Genomic DNA, 21,533 nt, shown 5'->3' on the forward strand with positions numbered 1-21,533 from the left:
TAAAAACAACAATGATTAATAGAATTTTTAAATTTCAATATCTTTTTAAAATATTTATTTTTCTTCCTCTCATATTTTATTTTGGCAAAAGAAGTTACATTGCTTTTGATGAGGGATTTTATGCTTTACAAGCTAGATGGATATTGGATAAAGGTAACTGGATAGTTCCTCTTTGGTGGAATGATTATGTTCTAGATAGAACAATAGGATTACAATTTTTAATCGCAAAGTCACAAGATATCTTTGGAAGAAATATATTTTCCGCTTATCTACCAACAACAGCTGCTGCAATATTAATGCTATTCATAACTTTTAAATTGCATGAAGAATTTTTTAGTAATAAATATGCCATTATTTCTCCGCTAATACTTTGTACAACATATATATGGTTTGACTACTCACACTTAGCTACTCAAGATATTATTTATTCTTGTTTAGTAACTCTCGGAGTATTTTCATTAATCAAAATAAAAAGTAAAGATAACAAATTCTATTTATTGCTTTTTGGTATTTGGATTGGTCTATCTTTTATGATGAAAACTTTTCTAGTATTAGTACCTTTATTATCGCTTTTACCATATTTGTATATAAAAAAGAATCTTTTTTTCAGTAAATTTTTTTGGCTTGGACTACTAATTGGATTTATTCCATACTTGTTTTGGGCATTATCTATTAATCCTTATTTAGAAAAAAATATAATTTTTTATTTAGTTGAAAAGTTCAATATACTTTCAACTAAAAATACTTTTACAAATCCTTTTTATTACTATTTTTGGAATATTCCTGCAACCTTTATGCCATGGAGTCTTTTTGCAATTATTGGAACGATACACAATACATTTGAAAGTAAAGATAAGAAATATATACTTTCCTTTTTTCCTTTAATTTTGATAGGAATTCTTAGTATTTTTTCTACAAAAACGCCCTACTACACTCTACAAATCTCATCTATTTTTACACTAAATACTTATGTAGGAATAAAATATTTATTTAACTCAAAAAGATTTAAAAGAATTTTTATATTTTTCACTTCAAAAATTGTTCCATTATTTGTAGTCTCTTTGACTATTACGTATTATTTTTTCTTTAAAAATGTTGGTAATTTTAACATTAAAGAAAATACATTTCTAATAATTGGATTATTATTTTTTGGGCTATCTTGGTCATTCATAAAAGATAAAAACTCATTCCAAGAAATTTTAATAATACTAATAATTGGGCCTTACTTATTAACAACATTTCTGTTGCAATCAGGATTATTTACCGATAGATCTAGAGAAATAAGAGAAACAATGGAATATATTTCATCTCTTGATACTGTAAAAAATCAAGAAATTAAGGTTGATACAAGTGGAATAAAAAATTCTAGATCTCAATCAAAAATCATAAGAATTTCGTTATTAACCCCTAAACTAGGTGAAGGTTTAGAGAGTATTGAGCAGTTAAAGAAGTCAGAATTGGCATGGTCAACTGAATTCAAAGAAATTAAAAATAATAACTACTCCTATGAAGTTATTTATGAAAACGATATTTTAAATCCATGGAAATTAATAATTAAAAAGTAGATAATCAATATATAATAAAGTGGCTTTATCTAACACTATAAAGTAATGAAATCAGTTAATACTTGGAATTTAGCGTATAACAAACTTCATCAATTATTCAAAGAAAATAACGAATTTATCTCAATTAAAGTCAGGGGTAATACTTGGGAGCCAATAACTAGATGGTTAAGATTAGATTCAAGAATTTTTAGAGAAACTACTAGTAAAGCAAGAATAACTTTATGCGATATTGAATCTCTAGCAGAAATTTATAACTATAGACCTATTAGATGGAAAGCAAAAAAATTAACACCTTTGCCAACCAAACTAATTCCACAATCTTTAAAAAATATTTTTCGCAAAGTTCCAATAATAAAACAACTTGCCTACGAACTAGAAATATTTTTTTATAAATATAATGAAAATATTTCCGATCATTTAATAACTATTGTAATTCCTGCAAGAAATGAGGCTGGTAATAAAGAACTATTAATAAATGCACTTAATAAATTTAAAAAAATACCCAATAAATTAGAAATTATATTCGTAGAAGGTAATAGCAATGACAATACATATGAAATTCTGGAGGAGTTAAAAGAAAATTTCTCAAAATTTTTTAATATCTCTCTATTCAAACAAACTTCTAAAGGAAAGAAAAATGCTGTTGTAGAGGGATTTAATATTTCTAAAGGTGAAACCCTTGCCATAATTGATAGTGATTTAACTGTAGATATTGATGACAGTATTTCAGCAATTATGGAATCAACTAAAAATGAAAATATTTTAATTAATTGTGCCCGTACGACTTTTCCAATGGAAAAAGATGCAATGAGATGGGCAAATTATATAGGCAATAGACTTTTTGCAATATTTTTATCAATTCTCATCAATAAGCAAGTATCAGATTCACTTTGTGGGACAAAAGTTTTTTCAAGAAAGTTCTTTAAACTTATGAAAAAAAATGGGAGTTGGGATTCCAAATCTGATCCATTTGGAGACTTCACAATAATATTTGAAGCAGCAAACAATAATATAAAAATACTTAATTATCCTGTTAGATATTACGCTAGAAAATCTGGTGCGCCAAATATATCAAGATGGATTGATGGATTAAAACTTCTCAAAGTGTGCTGGATTTATATGATTTCCGATATCTGAAGTTAAATAAAATTTTCATAAGTATTTTCTAAAGATTTTTAATTTCGCCGAATTAGTAATAAAGTAGTTAGATTCTTAATGAATATTAATTCATTAGAATTTCATGGCATGAATTTGAATTTCGATTTCAAAAAATTAAATAAAAATAATTACCACAGAAACCACTATGGGAAAATTCTTACTGTAAGACTTCCATGTAATCCAATATTTCCAATAGGGCCTATTTATTTGGCAGATCATATTCATAAGTGTTTCCCTGACATAGAGCAGCAGTTTATTGATCTAGCAATAATTCCATCTAATAAAGTTTCCAAATATTTATGTAGAAAAATTGATCAATTTAGACCTCATTTAATTATCTTCTCATGGAGAGACATTCAAATTTATGCACCAGTCGATGGCAGAAGTGGCAATCCTCTACAAAATTCTTTTGAGGTTTTCTACTCAAAAAATTTATTTAAAAAAATTAGAGGTTCTTGGGGCGGATTAAAATTAATTGCATCTCACTATGGAGAAATATATAGAAATACCTCATTAGTCAAGACAGGACTAAAAAGAGCACAAAAATACAACAAAGACATAAAACTAATATTAGGAGGTGGAGCGGTTAGTGTTTTCTATGAACAATTAGGAAATCTACTTCCAAAAGGAACAGTAATTTCAGTTGGAGAAGGAGAAAATCTTATACAAAAAATTATTAAGGGGGATTCGATAGAAGAAGAAAGATGTTATCTTGCTGGACAAAAACCACGGAACAAATTAATACATGAACAACCTTTGGGTACTGTTAAAACTGCCTGCAACTATAAATACATTAAATCAATATGGCCTGAATTCGATTGGTACATAGAAGGTGGAGATTACTATGTAGGAGTGCAAACGAAAAGAGGTTGTCCTCATAATTGTTGTTTCTGTGTTTATACGGTTGTAGAAGGCAAGCAAGTTCGTGTTAACCCTGTTAACGAAATTATCAAAGAAATGAAGCAATTATATGACTTAGGAGTAAGGGGATTTTGGTTCACAGATGCGCAGTTTATTCCAGCCAAAAAACATATTGAAGATGCAAAAAATCTTTTGCAAGCTATTAAAGATCAAGGCTGGAACGACATTAATTGGGCTGCATATATTAGAGCAGATAATATTGATGCTGAGCTAGCACAGCTTATGGTTGATACAGGAATGAGTTATTTTGAGATAGGTATTACTTCAGGATCTCAAGAACTTGTAAGAAAAATGAGATTAGCATATGACCTGAAAACGGTATTAAATAATTGCAGAATGCTAGTTAAATCAGGTTTCAAAAATCATGTTTCAGTAAATTATTCATTTAATGTTTTTGATGAAACGCCAAGCACCATAAGACAAACTATTGCGTACCATAGAGAATTAGAAAATATTTTTGGCAAGGGCTTAGTTGACCCAGCTATATTCTTCATAGGTTTACAACCACATACTCTTCTTGAGAAATACGCCTTAGATCATAAAATTTTGAAGCCAAACTATAATCCAATGAGCATGATGCCCTGGACAGCAAGAAAACTTTTATGGAATCCAGGCTCTTTAGGTAAAAAACTTGGTCAAGTTTGCTTAGAAGCTTTTGAAAATAAAGAAGATGAATTTGGTAAAACAGTTATCAACATTCTTGAAAGAGAATATGGGAAATCCCCTCTAAAAGAATCTTTAAAAGTTCGTCCTCTATCTGAAAGGAAATTAGTACACTCTAAATAAATTTAAACGTTAGCAATCTTCTTTCTCGATTGAACTAGAAATACCTTTTGATTTTAATGATTCTGAATAGAATTCTGCGGGCTCTAAATCACAAACAATTACCAAACCGATACCTGTATTATGTGCCTCTAGCATTATTGCAATAGCATCTTGCTCGCTTAATTGCGGAACAACCTCTCTTAGTGAAATAGTGACATACTCCATTGAATTAACAGGATCATTATGAAGTAGGACCTTATATTTTGGAGATTTATTTTTTAACTCAGCAGGTTTCTTTTCAATTACTGCTGAATTATTATTGACACTTTGTTCCAGCTTTATAGATAACATTAAATTTTTAGAAATCTAAATGGTAATTATCATTATATATTAATTATTCTTTCCATGGCATCAATAACATTCGATCGTGAGTTAAATGCTGATAAACGAAAATAACCCTCTCCAGACAATCCAAATCCGCTACCAGGAGTTCCCACAACACTAACTTTTTGAAGAAGAAAATCAAAAAAATCCCAAGATGTCATTTTATCAGGAACTTTAATCCATATATACGGAGCATTGTCTCCACCGTACACTTTATAACCTGCAGTTTGAAGTTTATTTTTCATAATTTTTGCATTTTCCATATAAAAATCAATTAAACCTTGTACCTCTATCTTCCCTTCAGGGGAAAAAACAGCCTCTGCTCCCCTCTGAACAATGTAGCTAACTCCATTAAATTTTGTTGATTGGCGCCTATTCCAAAGAGGCCATAAGTCTATTTCCTCATTTGTTGAGCTTAAACCTGAAAGGTTTTTAGGTATGACTGTATAAGCACATCTTACTCCTGTAAATCCTGCATTCTTTGAAAAAGATCTAAATTCAATAGCACAGTCCTTTGCTCCCTCAATCTCATATATTGAATGCGGAATATCCTTATCTTGAATAAATGCTTCATAAGCTGCATCAAAAAGGATTAAAGATTTGTTTTGAAGAGCATAATCAACCCACTTTTTCAATCCTTCATTAGTGATTGTTGCCCCAGTAGGATTATTTGGAAAACAAAGATATAGAATATCCACTTTATTTTTAGGTAGTTCTGGTAAAAAATTATTTTCCTCGTTTATTGCAAGATAGGTTAATCCCTGATAAGTTCCATTTTCGAGGGCATCTCCAGTTCTGCCCGTCATAACATTACTATCTACATAAACAGGGTAAACAGGATCCGTTACCGCAATTGAATTATCTTTGCCGAGAATATCTAAAATATTACTACTATCGCATTTCGATCCATCGGAAACAAAGATTTCTTCAGGTGAAATTTTGCAACCTCTTGCAATAAAGTCATGCTCAGAAATTTTTTCTCTAAGCCAGGAATAACCCTGTTCTGGTCCATAACCCTTAAAACCACTGGTTGTTCCCATTTCATTTAAAGCTTTACCCATAGCATCTCTACATGCTTTAGGTAATGGTTCTGTAACATCTCCTATACCAAGCTTAATTAAATCACAACTATTATTTGATTGAGAATATAATTTTACTCTTTTAGCAATTTCAGGAAATAAATAACCAGCTTTGAGTTTTAAATAATTTTCGTTAACTTGAACCACTTTAAATAAAAAATTTAATCATTAATTAGGATAATTGATTAACGTGCCTTAGTGGTAAATAGATGTTAATATTATTGTAGTTATGATTCAATAATTAGTTAATCATAGCTATGAATTCAATTTCAAATAGTTTGAAAGTCATCTAAAGCTTTACCCATAGCATAATCCGATTCCTATTAACTTAATTTAAAAGTAATAAATACTAGCTAAATAACTGCTCTTTTAAGAGGTATAAGTTAAATATTTCTTTAGAAGATTTTCAAAATTTCCAACCATTCAGAATTAATAATATGTCTCAGCAAATTATCATCGCTGAGCAGGCTCGAATTGCAGCACTACTCACAGATGATCGAGTTGATGAATTAATCGTCGCAAAAGGTCAATATCAAATTGGCGATATTTTCTTAGGAACAGTTGAAAATGTTCTGCCTGGGATTGATGCTGCTTTCATTGATATTGGTGAAAGTGCTAAAAATGGATTCATCCACGTATCAGATCTAGGTCCATTAAGACTTAAAAAAGGAATAATGGGAATCACTGAATTACTTGAACCAAAACAAAAAGTTCTAGTACAAGTAATGAAGGAACCGACAGGATCTAAAGGGCCTAGACTCACAGGAAGTATTTCAATACCTGGAAAATATTTGATATTACAGCCATATGGTCAAGGCGTAAATATTTCTAGGAAAATAAATTCAGAAGCAGAAAGAAGCCGTTTAAAAGCTCTTGGGGTTTTAATAAAACCACCTAGTACAGGTTTACTTTTTAGAACAGAAGCTGAAAAGATAAAAGAAGAAATACTTATTGAAGATTTAGAAAATTTAATTCAACAATGGGAGAACATTTTAAAAGTTTCTGAGACTTCTAATCCACCAAATTTAATAAAAAGAGATGATGATTTCTCTCTTAAGATTTTAAGAGATCATATTAAACTAACAACTAAAAGAATAATTATCGATAGCAAATTCTCAGTTGAAAAAGCAAAGGATTTTTTAATAAATCATGAATCTCATGTAAATATTGAATTTCACGATAACGAATTAAATGAACATATTTTAGAAAAATATGAAATTAATAAAACAATTCAAAAAGCTCTGCAACCAAGAGTAGATCTTCCTTCAGGAGGTTATATAATTATTGAACCAACCGAAGCTCTTACTGTAATTGATGTAAACTCTGGATCGTTTACAAGATCTGCCAACTCAAGACAAACTGTTTTGTGGACCAATTGCGAAGCAGCAGTTGAAATTTCAAGACAGATGAAATTAAGAAATATTGGTGGGGTCATCGTAGTAGATTTTATTGATATGGAATCCAGAAGAGATCAATTCCAATTACTTGAACACTTTACTTCGGCAATAAAAGATGATTCTGCAAGACCTCAGATAGCTCAGCTTACTGAATTAGGTTTGGTTGAATTAACTAGAAAAAGACAAGGTCAAAATATATATGAATTATTCAGTAAAAAATGTTCTACGTGCAATGGTATTGGCCATGTAGAAAATCAATTCAATGAAGAAATATCTAATCTTCAAATTAAAAACTTTGAAGAAAAAAATAATAAATCAAATATCTCAAAGTCATTGAATATAGATAATTCTCAATCACCTGATAAGAAGGAGAAAATAGTTGAAAAAGAATCTCTTAACCCCAAGAGCCTTAATAAGGAGAATTCTTCTAATAAAAAAGATATTGATAATGATAATTTGAACTCATTAAATTCAAAAGAAAAAAATATAATTACTGTTGATCTTACTAATGACGAAAAAATTGTTTTTAGTCAGTTAGGTATAAACCCACTCATAAAATTAGGAAAAGAATATCTCTCTAGCAATAATTTTGTCCTCTTAACAGACAATAATAATAAAAAAGAAGAAAATTTAGATAATAAAAAAACACAATCAAAACAAGTAAAAAAAGTTAAAAAATCTGAAAAAGAAGAAGAGATTAAGATTAATATTGAGGCAAATCCAAATTACAAAGATAAATCAGAAAAAACTAATGAAATTGAAGAAGTTTTATTTTTAGAAAAAAAAGATGAAATTGAACTCTCAGATGATTTAAACAATGCAAGAAAAACAAGAAGAAGATCCTCAGCAAGTATTGAATAAAGTACCCGAAGTTGGACTAGATGAAGTTGGAAGGGGGGCAGTTTTTGGTCCAGTTTTTTCAGCAGTTGTCGTATTAACTGAAAAAAATAAATTTACCTTAGAAAAATTTGGGGTTATGGATAGTAAAAAATTAACTCACAAAAAAAGAACATTACTTATGCCTAAAATTTTATTGCTTTCTTCAGATTATGGTATCGGGCAATCCTCAGTAAGAGAAATAGATAAGTTAGGTATAAGAGTCGCGACAGAACTTTCAATGATAAGAGCTTTAAATAAATTAAAAGAGAAGCCAGCTGAATTAAAAATTGATGGCCCTTTATTATTAAGACCATGGAAGGGAATTCAGGAAAACATAGTAGCTGGAGACTCAAAGTTTATCTCAATAGCTTCAGCAAGCATAGTTGCAAAAGTATCTCGCGACAATCTAATGGAGAGATTAGAAAAACAATACTCAGGATACCTGATATTTAAAAATAAGGGTTACGGTACTAGAGAACATCTTTCAGTCATCAAAAAAAATGGAATTACTAAACTTCATAGGATAAGTTTTTTAAAAAAATCAAATCTTGTTTAATTCACACCAATCTAAAAAATCTTTAACTAATTGCTGTTGAACTCTTGATTTTATACCTAACAGAATTCCATTTAACACCGAATGACCAGTAGATTCCAAAATTTTCTTAGGTACCAGCTTCAGTAAAGGCGGTTGACTTACAGATACTCCAAGAAGTGCCTCTCCTTCTAATCCAATAGAAGTTGCTTCCAAATTCGCTTTCAAAATAAGATTAAAATCTTCTATCATCCCCAAACCATCCAACGTACTTTCAATGGCGCTCATTTTTAAAATTCCATCTTTATTTTCTACCGCAATTAAAACGACAGGGTTAATATCTAGTTGAAAAACCTTAAAACTTGTTACTGTATACTTATACCTACCTTCTCCTTCTGGTACTAATTTTTTGGAGTCAAGCATTGCTCCAACAACTCTTTCTTCTTCCAAAAGATATTTAGAAAGATATTCTTTATTACGTGTTACGGAAAGCTTTAGTTTCTGTTTAGCATCAAAAGATAATAGCATTTTCTATATTCCTCCAATGCTTATTTGATCTCTTTTTTTTTTACAATTAATCATGCGCAAACAAGTTGCATATTTAGGTCCTAAAGGAACATACGCAGAAAAAGCAGCTCATATATTATCAAAGCTTGCCAATTTTCAGACACCTATATTTGTACCATGTAATGGGTTACATTCGGTCATTAAATCAATAGCGTACAACAATTGTGATGCTGCAGTTGTCCCTATAGAAAATTCCGTAGAAGGAGGAGTTACAGCCACTTTAGATGCTCTATGGAAATTTCCCGATATATACATCAATAAAGCAATTGTTTTACCCATAAAACATGCATTAATTAGTGATGGAGAACTTTCAAGCATATCAGAAGTATTATCTCATCCTCAAGCTTTAGCTCAATGTTCAGAATGGTTATCTGAAAATCTTCCTAATGCAATCCCTCTCCCAACAAATTCAACATCAGAAGCTGTAAATATGGTTAAGGGGAGTAAATTCAGAGCTGCTATCGGTTCAAAAACATTAATTCAAATTGAAGGACTTAAAGAATTAGCCTTTCCAATTAATGATGTTCCAGGTAATTGCACTAGATTTGTCTTATTGAGTAAGCAGTTAAATTCAAATTTAGCTAATATCTCAAGTTTTGCTTTTTCATTAATATCAAACAAACCTGGTGCTTTGCTTAAAGCCATAAATAATATTGCAGATTTTGGATTTAATATGAGTAAAATAGAATCTAGACCTTCTAAAAGAGAATTAGGCGAATACATTATCTATATCGACTTAGAAATAAATAATCAAAATAACATTAAAAATTTACTTGAATTGAAAAATAAGATTAAACCACTCTGCAATAATTTTGTAGATTTTGGAAATTATTTTTCTGAAAATGTTGATCTAGATTAATTTATCCTCTACATTTATAGACTCCAAACTCCATTAAACCTTTTTTAAAAGCCCAATTCATGAGAAGTATTGTTGGAATCTCTCTAATGGACTTTACTATTGCAAATGGGCCAAGAGACAAAATTGTTAGAGGTCTTCGAATGCCTTCAATAATGGAGTCGTACCATGAAGGATTTGTATAGGCATTCCAATTTTCAGAAATAACTCTTCCAGCGCTATTTTTATTAGTTCTAAGGATGTTTCCGAATTCATAAATACTAATAAAATTAGGATGTACCCATTGTTCAAGTAATTGTTTAAGAACTAATTTTTCAAACAATGATGGAGGATTTGCCTCCAGGTCTCTTGAGTTCCAATCAGCCAAAGCTAGATACCCTCCAGGTCTTAAAGTTCGAAGCATTTCATCTGCAAACCTACTTTTATCATTCATGTGTGCACCAGCTTCAACACTCCAAACCGCATCAAATGATCCATCTGGAAATTTCAAATCCAAAGCATCCATAACTTGAAAGTTACAATTTAGACCATCAGGAGTAAGTTCTCTTGCTCTTTTTACTTGAGCCTGACTTATTGTAATTGCAGTAACATTAAACCCATAATATTTTGCAAGAATCCTGGAACTACCACCAATTCCGCAACCTACATCTAGTATTCTTGAACCTTTTGGCAATTTATCTAAACCACTCCACTTGACTAATTCATGAACAAATTGAACTTTAGCCTTCCTAAAATCAATATTTTTTTTCCCTGAGGGATAAAAACCCAAATGTATATGTTCTCCCCATAACCTTTCAAGTAATTTATCCTGGGTCCAAGCATCATATGCAGAAGCGACTGTACCAGAAGAAATATATTTTCTAGCATTTATTCTCCAGATTATAGTTAGGACTAGAAATAATAAAATTAATAAAAAAAAAGGGAATAGTAATTCAAACATTTAATCTTCTTTTATATTAGGAAAACTTTCTTTTAATGCTGTTCTTGCTGCAAGTTGTTTTCTTGTATGATCAAGCATTTCATATTCTCTTTGTAAACGAGTAAAAGTATTTCTTTCCTCAAGAAGTCTTTGCTGTTCTTCCGCAACAGGACCGCCCAAATGAGCACCTATCCAAAATGATAAATCTATTGGGCTGTCAGGTAATTTATCAGGTAGATTTTTCTTAGTATTTGTCAATTTACTTGTTAGATTAATGACATCACTAAGTGCTACTTTTACAGAATCTTTTAGAGAATCTAATTTTTGAAGGTCATCAATATTATCATCACAAATCCAACTAACCATCGCGGAGCAAAATGGAGTGGAACGTATGATTTCTAAGACTTGAAATCTTTGTTGTCCAAGGGTGATGATATTACTTCTACCATCTTCAGAGGTCTGATGTTTTATCACTTGAGCACAACAACCTACATTAGCCATACTTTTAGTAGTTGGATCCCATTTAATAACCCCAAACATTGAATCACTTTCAAGAACAGATTGAAGCATGATCCTATATCTAGATTCAAAAATATGTAAAGGCAATATTTCTTGAGGAAAAAGGACTACCTCTGGCAAAGGAAATATAGGTAATTCCCTTACAGAGAGCTCTCCCATTTAAACCTCATCGTTTTTACCATATTAATAAATTTAAGAAGATTTTGGGATTTCTTAAAGTTTAACTTCTATATCTACTCCACTAGGAAGATCTAACTTCATTAAGGCATCAATAGTTTTTGCAGAAGGACTATAAATATCTATTATTCTTCGATGTGTTCTTGTTTCAAAATGCTCTCTAGAATCTTTATCAACATGTGGTGATCTCAGGACACAATAAATCTTCCTTTTTGTAGGTAAAGGTATTGGACCTATTGCTGAGGCAGAAGTAGTATCAGCAGTTTGGATTATTTTGTCGCAAGATAAATCCAGCATTCTTCTATCAAAAGCTTTGAGCCTTATTCTTATTTTTTGTTGTGCAATTGATGCAGTCATAGTTTCAAATAACTTCTAGTGGAGGGTCATTGATTAGAATGACCCTTATCCATAAACCTATATTAGATGATTGAGGTTAAATTTTTAAAATTCAAATATATTATTTGAGTATTTTAGAAACAACTCCAGCACCGATAGTACGTCCTCCTTCACGAATGGCGAATCGCATACCCTGTTCGATAGCTACTGGACAAATTAATTCTCCAGTCATCTTAATTCTGTCTCCTGGCATAACCATTTCAACATTAGAGCCATCATCTGAAGTAAATGCAGTTATTTGACCTGTCACATCAGTTGTTCTGATATAGAACTGAGGTCTATATCCTGCAAAGAAAGGAGTATGTCTTCCGCCCTCTTCTTTTTTGAGAACATAAACTTCTCCTTCAAACTGGGTATGAGGGGTAATAGATCCTTTCTTCACTAGGACCATTCCTCTCTCAATATCTTCTTTCTGTACACCACGTAGAAGTAAACCAACATTATCGCCAGCCATACCTTCATCAAGAAGTTTTCGGAACATTTCAACTCCAGTAACAGTTGTTACTCTTGTATCTCTTATTCCAACTATTTCTACTTCTTCTCCAACTTTTACTTTACCCCTCTCAATTCTTCCAGTAGCAACAGTTCCTCTACCAGTAATCGAGAAAACGTCTTCAACTGCCATCAAGAATGGTTTATCAACTTCTCTTTCTGGTTCAGGAATGCTAGCATCAACTGCTTTCATTAATTCTTCAATCTTTGATTCCCAAGTAGAATCACCTTCGAGGGCTTTTAAACCTGAAACTTGAACTATAGGAATGTCATCTCCTGGGAAGTCATAACTATCTAATAATTCCCTAATTTCCATTTCGACAAGTTCAATAATTTCTTCATCATCGACCATATCGCACTTATTGAGAGCAACTACAAGAGCAGGAACTCCAACCTGTTTAGCTAAAAGAATATGCTCTTTTGTTTGAGCCATAGGACCATCAGTAGCTGCACAAACTAGAATAGCTCCGTCCATCTGGGCAGCTCCTGTGATCATGTTTTTCACATAATCAGCATGTCCTGGGCAATCGACATGAGCATAATGTCTGCCTTCTGTTTCATACTCAACATGAGCTGTATTAATGGTAATGCCACGCTCTCGTTCTTCAGGAGCACCATCAATGTCTCCATAGTCTTGAGCTTGAGCTTGACCTTTTTTAGCTAATACATTTGTAATAGCAGCTGTTAGTGTTGTTTTTCCATGATCAACATGGCCAATAGTACCTATGTTGACATGTGGTTTGTTCCTTTCGAACTTCTCGCGAGCCATTTTGAATTAAAGAATCGAGGGTTTAAGAGTGTTTTAGTTTAGAGATCAGGAGTTGCCCTGATTCTTGGAAATGATAGCTTCAGCAACATTACGAGGAACTTCCTCATAATTTGCGAACTCCATTGAAAATATACCCCGACCTTGAGTCATTGATCGGAGTTGAGTGGCATAACCGAACATTTCGGCTAAGGGCACTTTGGCCTGTACCTTAGACAATCCATCATCAATAGATTGTCCTTCTACTTGACCTCTTCTAGAAGAGAGATCACCAATTACAGATCCAAGAAAGTCGTCTGGACTTTCGACCTCAACTTTCATCATAGGCTCTAATAGGACAGGATTGCATTTTTTAACCCCGTCTTTAAAAGCCATGGAACCTGCAATTTTGAAGGCCATTTCAGATGAGTCTACATCGTGGAATGAACCATCGACTAGTGTTACTTTTACATCAATAAGTGGATAACCAGCAAGAACACCAGATTCGCAGGTTTCTTTCATTCCATTAGATGCAGGACCAATATACTCTTTTGGTACAGCTCCGCCAACAATTTTATTTACAAATTCAAATCCTTTACCAACTTCAGCAGGTTCCATTTCAATAATTACATGACCATATTGGCCTTTTCCTCCAGTTTGTCTTGCATATTTACCTTCACCTTTAGAACTAGACCTAATAGTCTCTCTATATGAAACCTGAGGAGCCCCTATATTTGCTTCAACCTTAAATTCTCTTAACATTCTGTCAACAAGTATTTCCAAGTGCAACTCACCCATACCTGCAATTACAGTTTGATTTGTTTCAGGGTCTGTACTTACCCTAAAAGTGGGATCCTCTTCAGACAAAGCAGTTAAAGCTTTTGATAATTTTTCCATATCGCCCTTTGTTTTTGGCTCAACAGCCACCGAGATAACTGGTTCAGGGATAAACAAGGTCTCCAAAACTATTGGATCATCTGTATTACATAAAGTGTCACCAGTTGTTGTATTCTTAAGACCTAAAACAGCTCCTAAATCTCCAGCCCTCAATTCATCAACCTCCTCTCTTTCATCCGCCTTAAGAATCACCAATCTAGAAATTCTCTCTTTAGCATCCTTAGTGGAGTTCATTACATAACTCCCCTTTGAAAGAACACCTGAATACATTCTTACAAAAGTTAATTTTCCATAGGGATCTGACATCACTTTGAAAGCTAATGCACTGAAAGGAGCATTATCATCTGAAGGTCTAACATCTTCTTTGCCACTTGGTAAAACACCTTGTATTGGCTTAACATCGACTGGTGCTGGCAAGTAATCGACTACAGCATCTAATACAAGTTGAACCCCTTTATTCTTAAAAGCTGACCCGCATAATACTGGAACCAATCCATGCTTTAAAACCCCCTCTCTAATTCCTTTTTTGAGTTGTTCTTCAGATAGTTCTCCTGTCTCAAGGAATACTTCAATTAACTCTTCATCATTTTCTGCAACACTCTCCATCAACTTAAATCTCCAATCTGCAGCTTCCTCCTCCATTTCAGATGGAATTGGAGCTTCTTCGATATCAGTACCTAAGTCATTTTTGTAAAGATAGGCTTTGTTTGCTACTAAATCAATAATACCTGTAAGATCACCTTCAGCTCCAATAGGTAACTGAATTGGAAGTGCATTTGCCTTTAGTCGATCTTTAATTTGTTTATTAACTTTAAGAAAATCTGCGCCAGTCCTGTCCATTTTATTAACAAAAACCATTCTTGGGACAGAGTATCTATCTGCTTGACGCCAAACTGTTTCAGATTGAGGCTGAACCCCACCAACTGCGCAAAATACAGCTATTACTCCGTCCAAGACTCGCATTGATCTTTCCACTTCAATAGTAAAATCAACGTGACCAGGAGTATCAATAATATTAATTCTGTGATCTTGCCAACTAGTAGATATTGCAGCAGCAGTAATGGTTATTCCTCTTTCTCGTTCTTGAGCCATCCAATCAGTTACGGCAGCACCATCATGTACTTCCCCTATCTTGTGAACAACGCCTGAATAAAACAAAATTCTTTCAGTAGTTGTAGTCTTCCCTGCATCAATATGAGCGGCTATACCTATATTTCTTACTCGTTCTAGGGGAAAGTCGCGTGCCAATTTTAAAGCTCCAAATAAAATAATTTTTGATAAGTATAGTTCACCCTAAAAGCAAACTTTAATAATAATAAACTACTTAAGTACCTTTTTGATGAAATTAATATCTGTAATGTGCAAAAGCTTTGTTAGCTTCAGCCATTTTATGAGTGTCTTCTCTTTTTTTAACAGCACTACCAGTTTCATTTGCTGCATCCATCAACTCACCAGCAAGTTTCTGTGACATACTTTTGCCGTTCCTTGCGCGTGAGAATGTAACAAGCCATCTTAAGGCCATAGCTGTACCCCTCTCTTGGCGTACTTCCATAGGTACTTGATATGTTGCACCACCAACTCTCCTAGCTCTTACCTCGACAAGAGGAGTAGCATTTTTTACAGCTGTTTCAAATAATTCGACTGCATTCCCACCTGTTCTCTCGCTTATTAAAGAAAAAGCATCAGACAATATTCTTTGAGCTGTCGACTTTTTACCATGTTTCATCAATCGAGAAATCATCATAGAAGCTAGACGACTATTAAATTGAGGATCTGGAAGAACTGGTCTTTTTACTGCAGCATTACGACGTGACATTTTTAAAAAAAGTGATGTTTACAAATTAATCTTTTGGAGCTTTTGCTCCATACTTAGATCTGGATTGACGTCTATCTTTGACTCCAGCGGTATCTAAAGTTCCTCTAATTATATGGTATCTAACGCCTGGCAAATCTTTAACTCTTCCACCTCTAAGCAGTACTACAGAGTGTTCTTGCAAATTATGACCAATACCAGGGATATAAGCTGTTACTTCGAAACCAGAAGTTAATCTCACCCTTGCAACTTTTCTTAAAGCTGAATTCGGTTTTTTGGGGGTTGAAGTATAAACCCTTGTACATACTCCTCTTCTTTCTGGGCAAGCCTTTAAAGCGGGAGATTTTGTTTTTCTAGTCAGACGTTTTCTTTCTGAACCAATTAATTGCGAGATGGTGGGCATCTATTATCTTTTGAAAAAAATAAACATTTAAACATCATAACCTTTTACGAGCACCAACTAAAAGTTTTTAATCATATTTTTTTAAAAAATTTGTGAAATTAAAATTCTTTGGTAAATATTCATTATCTTTAGATTTATTTTCATATTTATTTTTATAATAGAAATACATAAATAACTAAATAGAATTAAATAATCTATGGCAGAGAGTAACAAAAGAATCGTTGGGCCATATCAAGATAGTTATTCCCCAGATGGAATAATCGGTGAGAAAGATGCTTGTGGTGTTGGTTTTATAGCCAATGTTAAAGGAATAGAAAGCAACTGGATTCTTAAAGAATCTCTCAGGGGTCTTAACTGCATGGAACACAGAGGCGGTTGTGGAGGTGATAGTGACTCAGGAGATGGGGCAGGCATTTTGTGTTCAATTCCTTGGCAATACTTAGATGAAGAAATCAATCTAAAAGATCAACAAGAGTTTAATAGAGGTTTAGGCATGGTTTTTATGCCTAACAGAAAAGAGAAAATTGAAGAGTGTAAATTAATATGTGATCAGGAAGCAAAAAAACTAAGAGTCGGCTACACATTTTGGAGAACGGTACCTGTTAATAATGAAGTCTTAGGTCCTTTAGCTAAGGCAAATGCCCCGTTCATCTGCCAATGGATTTTATACATAGATAAAAAAGATCATCAGGATATTGAGAGGATTTTATTTCAATTAAGAAAAAGAATTGAAAAAAAAATAAGAGAAACATATAAAAACCATGTTGGGGATTGTGAATTTTATTTTGCCTCACTAAGTTCTCAAACAGTTGTATACAAAGGTATGGTGCGATCTGAAATATTATCTGAGTTTTATCAAGATCTAAAAGAGGAGAGTTTTAAGGTCTCATTTTCTGTTTATCATCGTAGATTTAGTACCAATACACTTCCAAAATGGCCACTTGCCCAACCTATGAGATTTTTAGGTCACAACGGAGAAATAAATACTCTCTTAGGTAATATTAATTGGGCTAAAGCTTCAGAAACTCACATAGATCACTTTTGGGGAGATTTATCTAAAGAAATTAAGCCGATCGTAGATATAAATAAAAGTGATTCATCAAATCTTGATGCAACCCTTGAAATTAATATTCGCTCAGGTCAACCAATAACTGATTCATTATTAAAACTCGTTCCAGAAGCATTTAGAGATCAACCAGAACTTGAACGAAGAGAAGATATTAAAGCATTTTATGAGTATTCTGCGAGCCTACAAGAAGCTTGGGATGGACCTGCTCTCCTTGTATTTGCAGATGGTAATTTTGTAGGAGCAACGCTTGATAGAAATGGTCTTAGACCAGCAAGATATTCAATAACAAATGATGGTTTTGTAATAATGGGTTCTGAAACGGGAGTAGTAGAACTTGAAGAAGAAAGAGTAATAGAGAAAGGTCGATTAGGACCTGGACAAATGTTGGCAGTTGATTTTCAACAAAATAGAGTCCTGAGAAATTGGGAGGTAAAATCTGAAGCAGCTCAAAGGCATGATTATAAAAATCTACTTAGTAATAGAACTATAAAAATTGGAAATAATGAATGGGTTAAAGACTGCAAACTAAAAGACCTTGAGTTAATACAACAACAAACTGCATATGGTTTTTCAGCGGAAGATAATGATCTTATCTTAGATTCAATGGCTTCATTAGCTAAAGAGCCTACTTATTGCATGGGTGACGACATCCCACTAGCTGTGCTTTCATCAAAGCCACATATCTTATATGACTACTTTAAGCAAAGATTTGCGCAAGTTACTAATCCTCCTATTGACCCTCTGAGAGAAAAACTGGTAATGAGTTTAGAGATGCATCTTGGCGAAAGATGTACACCATTTGAGATTAAAGATCCTAAACCTTTTGTTCATTTACAAAGTCCAATTCTCAATGAGCAAGAACTCATTTCCATTAAAAAGTCAAAAATTAAATGTCAAACAATCTCAAGTTTGTTTGATATTGAGGAAGGTGTTCAAGGCTTAGAAGACCAATTAATAGAAATTTGCAAACAGAGTGAGATTTCTATAAAAGAAGGTTGCTCTTTAATTGTTATTTCTGATAAGGGAATAAACCCTAAAAAGACTTTTATTCCTCCTTTACTTGCTGTTGGGGCAGTTCATCATTATCTTTTAAAAAAAGAAATAAGGCTAAAAGCTTCTTTAATTATTGAAACTGGTCAATGTTGGAGCACACATCACTTGGCTTGTTTGATTGGTTATGGCGCAAGTGCAGTTTGCCCTTGGTTGACCTTCGAAGCAGGAAGACACTGGTTAAAACATCCAAAAACACAAAAACTCATTGATAGCAAAAAAATAAATCCATTATCAATAATTGATGTTCAAGAAAATATAAAAAAAGCTCTAGAAGACGGTCTAAGAAAAATTCTTTCGAAAATTGGTATCTCACTTTTATCTAGTTACCATGGCGCGCAAATTTTTGAAGCTGTAGGCCTTGGATCTGACTTAATAAAAATGGCTTTTGATGGTACAACAAGCCGCATCGCTGGCATAACATTAAAAGAATTAACTAATGAAACACTTTCAATACATACGAAAGCTTATCCAGAGATAAATTTAAAAAAATTAGAATTTTTAGGATTTGTACAATTTAGAAATAATGGAGAATATCACTCAAATAATCCTGAGATGTCCAAAGTTTTACATTCAGCTGTAAAACAAGGACCAGGATACGATCATTTTGAAACTTACAAAAAACTCATTAGTAATAGACCGACAACATCTCTAAGAGATTTACTAACAATTAATTCAAAAAGAAAAAGCATTCCATTAGAGAAAGTTGAAAGTGTTGAATCAATTTGCAAAAGGTTCTGTACTGGAGGAATGAGTTTGGGTGCTTTATCAAGAGAAGCACATGAAGTGTTAGCAGTTGCAATGAATAGAATTGGTGGAAAAAGTAATAGTGGAGAGGGGGGAGAAGATCCAGCTCGTTTTAATGTTTTAAATGATATCGATGAAAATACTCAATCAGCGACTTTGCCATTTATAAAAGGTCTAGAAAATGGAGACACCGCATGCTCAGCGATTAAACAAATAGCATCAGGTAGATTTGGGGTTACACCTGAATATCTAAGAAGTGGTAAACAACTAGAAATTAAAATGGCTCAAGGTGCAAAACCTGGAGAAGGGGGACAATTACCTGGTCCAAAAGTTGATTCTTACATCGCGAAACTAAGAAATAGTAAACCTGGAGTAGCTCTAATATCTCCTCCTCCGCATCATGATATTTATTCAATTGAAGATTTAGCTCAACTTATCCATGACTTACACCAAGTTCATCCAAAAGCGAAAGTGAGCGTTAAACTTGTTTCTGAAATTGGTATAGGCACTATTGCTGCTGGAGTAAGCAAAGCTAATGCAGATGTAATTCAAATTTCAGGGCATGACGGAGGTACAGGGGCTTCACCCCTAAGTTCTATTAAACATGCAGGTTTACCATGGGAACTAGGTGTTGCTGAAGTTCATAAATCTCTATTAGAAAATAACTTACGAGAAAGAGTAATTTTAAGAACTGATGGAGGTCTTAAAACAGGCTGGGATGTAGTTATTGCAGCTTTACTAGGTGCTGAAGAATACGGTTTCGGTTCTGTAGCGATGATTGCTGAAGGATGCATAATGGCTCGGGTTTGTCATACAAACAAGTGTCCTGTTGGAGTTGCCACTCAAAAAGAAGAATTAAGAAAAAGATTTAAAGGTATTCCAGAAAATGTTGTCAATTTTTTCTTGTATATTGCTGAAGAAGTAAGACAGATAATGAGTAAAATTGGAGTTTCTAATATGGAAGAACTTATTGGTAATCGAGAATTTCTTTCTGCAAGAAATATCGGTCTTCCAAAAACTTCTAATATCGATCTTTCTTCTTTAGTAAATAATGAATATTCAACCACTGATAGATCATGGTTAAATCATTCAAAAAATGCTCATAGTAATGGTTCTGTACTAGAAGATGAGTTTTTGTCTGATACTGAATTTATAGATTCAATTAAAAATCACCAAAAATTAACCAAAGAAATTGAAATAAAAAATACAGATAGAAGTGTTTGTGCGAAAATATCAGGCGAAATCGCAGAACTTCATGGAAATACTGGCTTCAATGGAGAACTCCACTTAAATTTTAAAGGGTATGCAGGACAGAGCTTTGGTGCCTTTTTATTGAAGGGAATGATTGTTCAATTAATTGGAGAAGCAAATGATTATGTTTGTAAAGGAATGAATGGAGGAATACTCACAATAATTCCACCAAAAATAGATGAAATCTCCTCCGAACAAGTTATCCTTGGAAATACCTGCCTTTATGGAGCAACAGGAGGAAAATTATTTGCATTAGGAAAATCGGGAGAAAGATTTGCAGTAAGAAATAGTGGCGCTACAGCAGTAACAGAGGGAGCAGGTGATCATTGTTGTGAATATATGACTGGCGGTAAAGTAGTTATTCTAGGTTCCACAGGAAGGAATATTGGTGCGGGCATGACTGGTGGTATAGCTTTTATACTCGATGAGAATAATGATTTAAGTAATAAAGTTAATAAAGAAATAGTTAGCATTCATAAAATAACTTCATCCAAGCAGGAAAATACTTTATTGGAAATTATTAGAGAATATCAAGCAAAAACAAATAGCTTAAAGGCTGACAAAATAATTAAAAATTGGTCTGATTTCAAGAGTAATTTCAAATTAATTGTTCCCCCAAGCGAAGAAGAGATGCTTGGCATAAAGAAAATGTAAATGCCTTTCTTTGTAAAAACTGAAACCATAAAAAAAGAATATTTAATTAATATTGATTTAAAACGAAAAATAATTAACGAACATATTGATTGGATAAAAAAATTAAAAAAAGAGGGAATTAATATAAAAAGTGGTTTTTTGGTAGATGAGTTCAATAGGCCTGGTGACGGAGGGTTACTCATTCTTGAAATGAATAATTATAAAAATGCACTAGAAATAATTAAGAATGATCCAATGATTAAGAATAATCTAGTTGAATGGAAATTAAATGAGTGGGTAGATTCAAATAAATGAAAAT

General features: G+C 32.8%; 18 protein-coding genes. 8 read left to right on the plus strand and 10 right to left on the minus strand.

Annotation, left to right across the window (positions count from 1 at the left end):
• The first annotated feature begins 11 nt into the window (after positions 1-11).
• The 3 genes from HA145_RS08385 (at position 12) to HA145_RS08395 (ending at position 4,430) form a co-directional block, all read left to right on the plus strand.
• Positions 12-1,565 carry an ArnT family glycosyltransferase gene (locus tag HA145_RS08385; RefSeq protein WP_209128713.1) on the plus strand — a complete coding sequence of 518 codons (1,554 nt, stop codon included), beginning with the start codon at positions 12-14 and terminating at the stop codon, positions 1,563-1,565.
• 45 nt (positions 1,566-1,610) lie between these two features.
• Positions 1,611-2,702 carry a glycosyltransferase family 2 protein gene (locus HA145_RS08390; RefSeq protein WP_209128714.1) on the plus strand — a complete coding sequence of 364 codons (1,092 nt, stop codon included), beginning with the start codon at positions 1,611-1,613 and terminating at the stop codon, positions 2,700-2,702.
• 108 nt (positions 2,703-2,810) lie between these two features.
• Positions 2,811-4,430, plus strand: a complete 1,620-nt coding sequence (locus HA145_RS08395; RefSeq protein ID WP_209128734.1) for a photosystem II high light acclimation radical SAM protein — start codon at positions 2,811-2,813, stop codon at positions 4,428-4,430.
• A gap of 9 nt (positions 4,431-4,439) precedes the next feature.
• Here HA145_RS08395 and clpS read toward each other — a convergent pair whose 3' ends face one another.
• The gene (gene clpS, locus HA145_RS08400) at positions 4,440-4,760 is read right to left on the minus strand and encodes an ATP-dependent Clp protease adapter ClpS (protein ID WP_209128715.1); all 321 of its coding nucleotides are present in this window, start codon (positions 4,758-4,760) and stop codon (positions 4,440-4,442) included.
• 32 nt (positions 4,761-4,792) lie between these two features.
• Positions 4,793-6,019: an LL-diaminopimelate aminotransferase gene (locus HA145_RS08405; protein WP_209128716.1), complete on the minus strand. Its 1,227-nt coding sequence runs from the start codon at positions 6,017-6,019 to the stop codon at positions 4,793-4,795.
• A gap of 290 nt (positions 6,020-6,309) precedes the next feature.
• Here HA145_RS08405 and HA145_RS08410 point away from each other — a divergent pair, with 290 nt between their 5' ends.
• Complete coding sequence (locus tag HA145_RS08410; protein ID WP_209128717.1) at positions 6,310-8,130, plus strand: Rne/Rng family ribonuclease; 1,821 nt, start codon at positions 6,310-6,312, stop codon at positions 8,128-8,130.
• Complete coding sequence (locus HA145_RS08415; RefSeq protein ID WP_209128718.1) at positions 8,087-8,704, plus strand: ribonuclease HII; 618 nt, start codon at positions 8,087-8,089, stop codon at positions 8,702-8,704. The genes HA145_RS08410 and HA145_RS08415 overlap by 44 nt, the downstream gene beginning before the upstream one ends.
• Here HA145_RS08415 and HA145_RS08420 read toward each other — a convergent pair.
• Positions 8,690-9,208: a DUF1997 domain-containing protein gene (locus HA145_RS08420; RefSeq protein ID WP_209128719.1), complete on the minus strand. Its 519-nt coding sequence runs from the start codon at positions 9,206-9,208 to the stop codon at positions 8,690-8,692. The two genes, HA145_RS08415 and HA145_RS08420, sit on opposite strands and share 15 nt — an antisense overlap.
• Before the next feature lie 52 nt (positions 9,209-9,260).
• On the opposite strand from HA145_RS08420, the gene pheA reads away from it, so the two are divergent.
• The gene (gene pheA / locus HA145_RS08425) at positions 9,261-10,106 is read left to right on the plus strand and encodes a prephenate dehydratase (protein WP_209128720.1); all 846 of its coding nucleotides are present in this window, start codon (positions 9,261-9,263) and stop codon (positions 10,104-10,106) included.
• A gap of 1 nt (position 10,107) precedes the next feature.
• On the opposite strand, the gene HA145_RS08430 is transcribed toward pheA, so the two are convergent.
• The 7 genes from HA145_RS08430 to rpsL all read right to left on the minus strand — a co-directional run bounded on the left by HA145_RS08430 (position 10,108) and on the right by rpsL (position 16,464).
• Positions 10,108-11,043 (minus strand): methyltransferase domain-containing protein, encoded by a 936-nt coding sequence (locus tag HA145_RS08430; protein ID WP_209128721.1) that lies wholly within the window; start codon positions 11,041-11,043, stop codon positions 10,108-10,110.
• Positions 11,044-11,700: an LON peptidase substrate-binding domain-containing protein gene (locus HA145_RS08435; protein WP_209128722.1), complete on the minus strand. Its 657-nt coding sequence runs from the start codon at positions 11,698-11,700 to the stop codon at positions 11,044-11,046.
• 54 nt (positions 11,701-11,754) lie between these two features.
• Positions 11,755-12,075, minus strand: coding sequence for a 30S ribosomal protein S10 (gene rpsJ, locus HA145_RS08440; protein ID WP_002807536.1), 321 nt, complete (start codon positions 12,073-12,075; stop codon positions 11,755-11,757).
• Positions 12,076-12,175: 100 nt separating this feature from the next.
• A complete protein-coding gene (gene tuf / locus HA145_RS08445; RefSeq protein ID WP_025923574.1) occupies positions 12,176-13,375 on the minus strand; it encodes an elongation factor Tu in 1,200 nt (399 codons plus the stop codon).
• Between the two features lie 45 nt (positions 13,376-13,420).
• On the minus strand, positions 13,421-15,496 hold the full coding sequence (gene fusA / locus HA145_RS08450) for an elongation factor G (RefSeq protein ID WP_209128723.1): 2,076 nt from the start codon (positions 15,494-15,496) through the stop codon (positions 13,421-13,423).
• A 97-nt stretch (positions 15,497-15,593) separates the two neighbouring features.
• On the minus strand, positions 15,594-16,064 hold the full coding sequence (gene rpsG / locus HA145_RS08455; protein ID WP_002806267.1) for a 30S ribosomal protein S7: 471 nt from the start codon (positions 16,062-16,064) through the stop codon (positions 15,594-15,596).
• A 25-nt stretch (positions 16,065-16,089) separates the two neighbouring features.
• Positions 16,090-16,464 carry a 30S ribosomal protein S12 gene (gene rpsL / locus HA145_RS08460; RefSeq protein WP_025915119.1) on the minus strand — a complete coding sequence of 125 codons (375 nt, stop codon included), beginning with the start codon at positions 16,462-16,464 and terminating at the stop codon, positions 16,090-16,092.
• Between the two features lie 196 nt (positions 16,465-16,660).
• Between rpsL and gltB the strand changes: the two genes are divergently transcribed.
• Together gltB and HA145_RS08470 are read left to right on the plus strand one after the other, a co-directional pair.
• Positions 16,661-21,235, plus strand: a complete 4,575-nt coding sequence (gltB, locus tag HA145_RS08465; protein WP_209128724.1) for a glutamate synthase large subunit — start codon at positions 16,661-16,663, stop codon at positions 21,233-21,235.
• Entirely contained in the window at positions 21,236-21,529 is a 294-nt protein-coding gene (locus HA145_RS08470) for a YciI family protein (RefSeq protein WP_209128725.1), read from the plus strand.
• Positions 21,530-21,533 lie beyond the last annotated feature (4 nt).

The sequence above is a fragment of the Prochlorococcus marinus XMU1411 genome (genome assembly GCF_017696075.1).
GTDB classification, from domain to species: Bacteria; Cyanobacteriota; Cyanobacteriia; order PCC-6307; family Cyanobiaceae; genus Prochlorococcus_A; species Prochlorococcus_A marinus_V.

Coding starts and splice junctions, on each gene's coding strand:
- rpsL (WP_025915119.1), bottom strand. CDS start 16,464: ATGCCCACCATCTCGCAATTAATTGGTTCAGAAAGAAAACGTCTGACT.
- gltB (WP_209128724.1), top strand. CDS start 16,661: ATGGCAGAGAGTAACAAAAGAATCGTTGGGCCATATCAAGATAGTTAT.
- HA145_RS08420 (WP_209128719.1), bottom strand. CDS start 9,208: ATGCTATTATCTTTTGATGCTAAACAGAAACTAAAGCTTTCCGTAACA.
- rpsJ (WP_002807536.1), bottom strand. CDS start 12,075: ATGACTGCATCAATTGCACAACAAAAAATAAGAATAAGGCTCAAAGCT.
- HA145_RS08415 (WP_209128718.1), top strand. CDS start 8,087: ATGCAAGAAAAACAAGAAGAAGATCCTCAGCAAGTATTGAATAAAGTA.
- HA145_RS08470 (WP_209128725.1), top strand. CDS start 21,236: ATGCCTTTCTTTGTAAAAACTGAAACCATAAAAAAAGAATATTTAATT.
- HA145_RS08390 (WP_209128714.1), top strand. CDS start 1,611: ATGAAATCAGTTAATACTTGGAATTTAGCGTATAACAAACTTCATCAA.
- HA145_RS08395 (WP_209128734.1), top strand. CDS start 2,811: ATGAATTTGAATTTCGATTTCAAAAAATTAAATAAAAATAATTACCAC.
- clpS (WP_209128715.1), bottom strand. CDS start 4,760: ATGTTATCTATAAAGCTGGAACAAAGTGTCAATAATAATTCAGCAGTA.
- rpsG (WP_002806267.1), bottom strand. CDS start 16,064: ATGTCACGTCGTAATGCTGCAGTAAAAAGACCAGTTCTTCCAGATCCT.
- HA145_RS08385 (WP_209128713.1), top strand. CDS start 12: ATGATTAATAGAATTTTTAAATTTCAATATCTTTTTAAAATATTTATT.
- pheA (WP_209128720.1), top strand. CDS start 9,261: ATGCGCAAACAAGTTGCATATTTAGGTCCTAAAGGAACATACGCAGAA.
- HA145_RS08435 (WP_209128722.1), bottom strand. CDS start 11,700: ATGGGAGAGCTCTCTGTAAGGGAATTACCTATATTTCCTTTGCCAGAG.
- HA145_RS08430 (WP_209128721.1), bottom strand. CDS start 11,043: ATGTTTGAATTACTATTCCCTTTTTTTTTATTAATTTTATTATTTCTA.
- tuf (WP_025923574.1), bottom strand. CDS start 13,375: ATGGCTCGCGAGAAGTTCGAAAGGAACAAACCACATGTCAACATAGGT.
- HA145_RS08410 (WP_209128717.1), top strand. CDS start 6,310: ATGTCTCAGCAAATTATCATCGCTGAGCAGGCTCGAATTGCAGCACTA.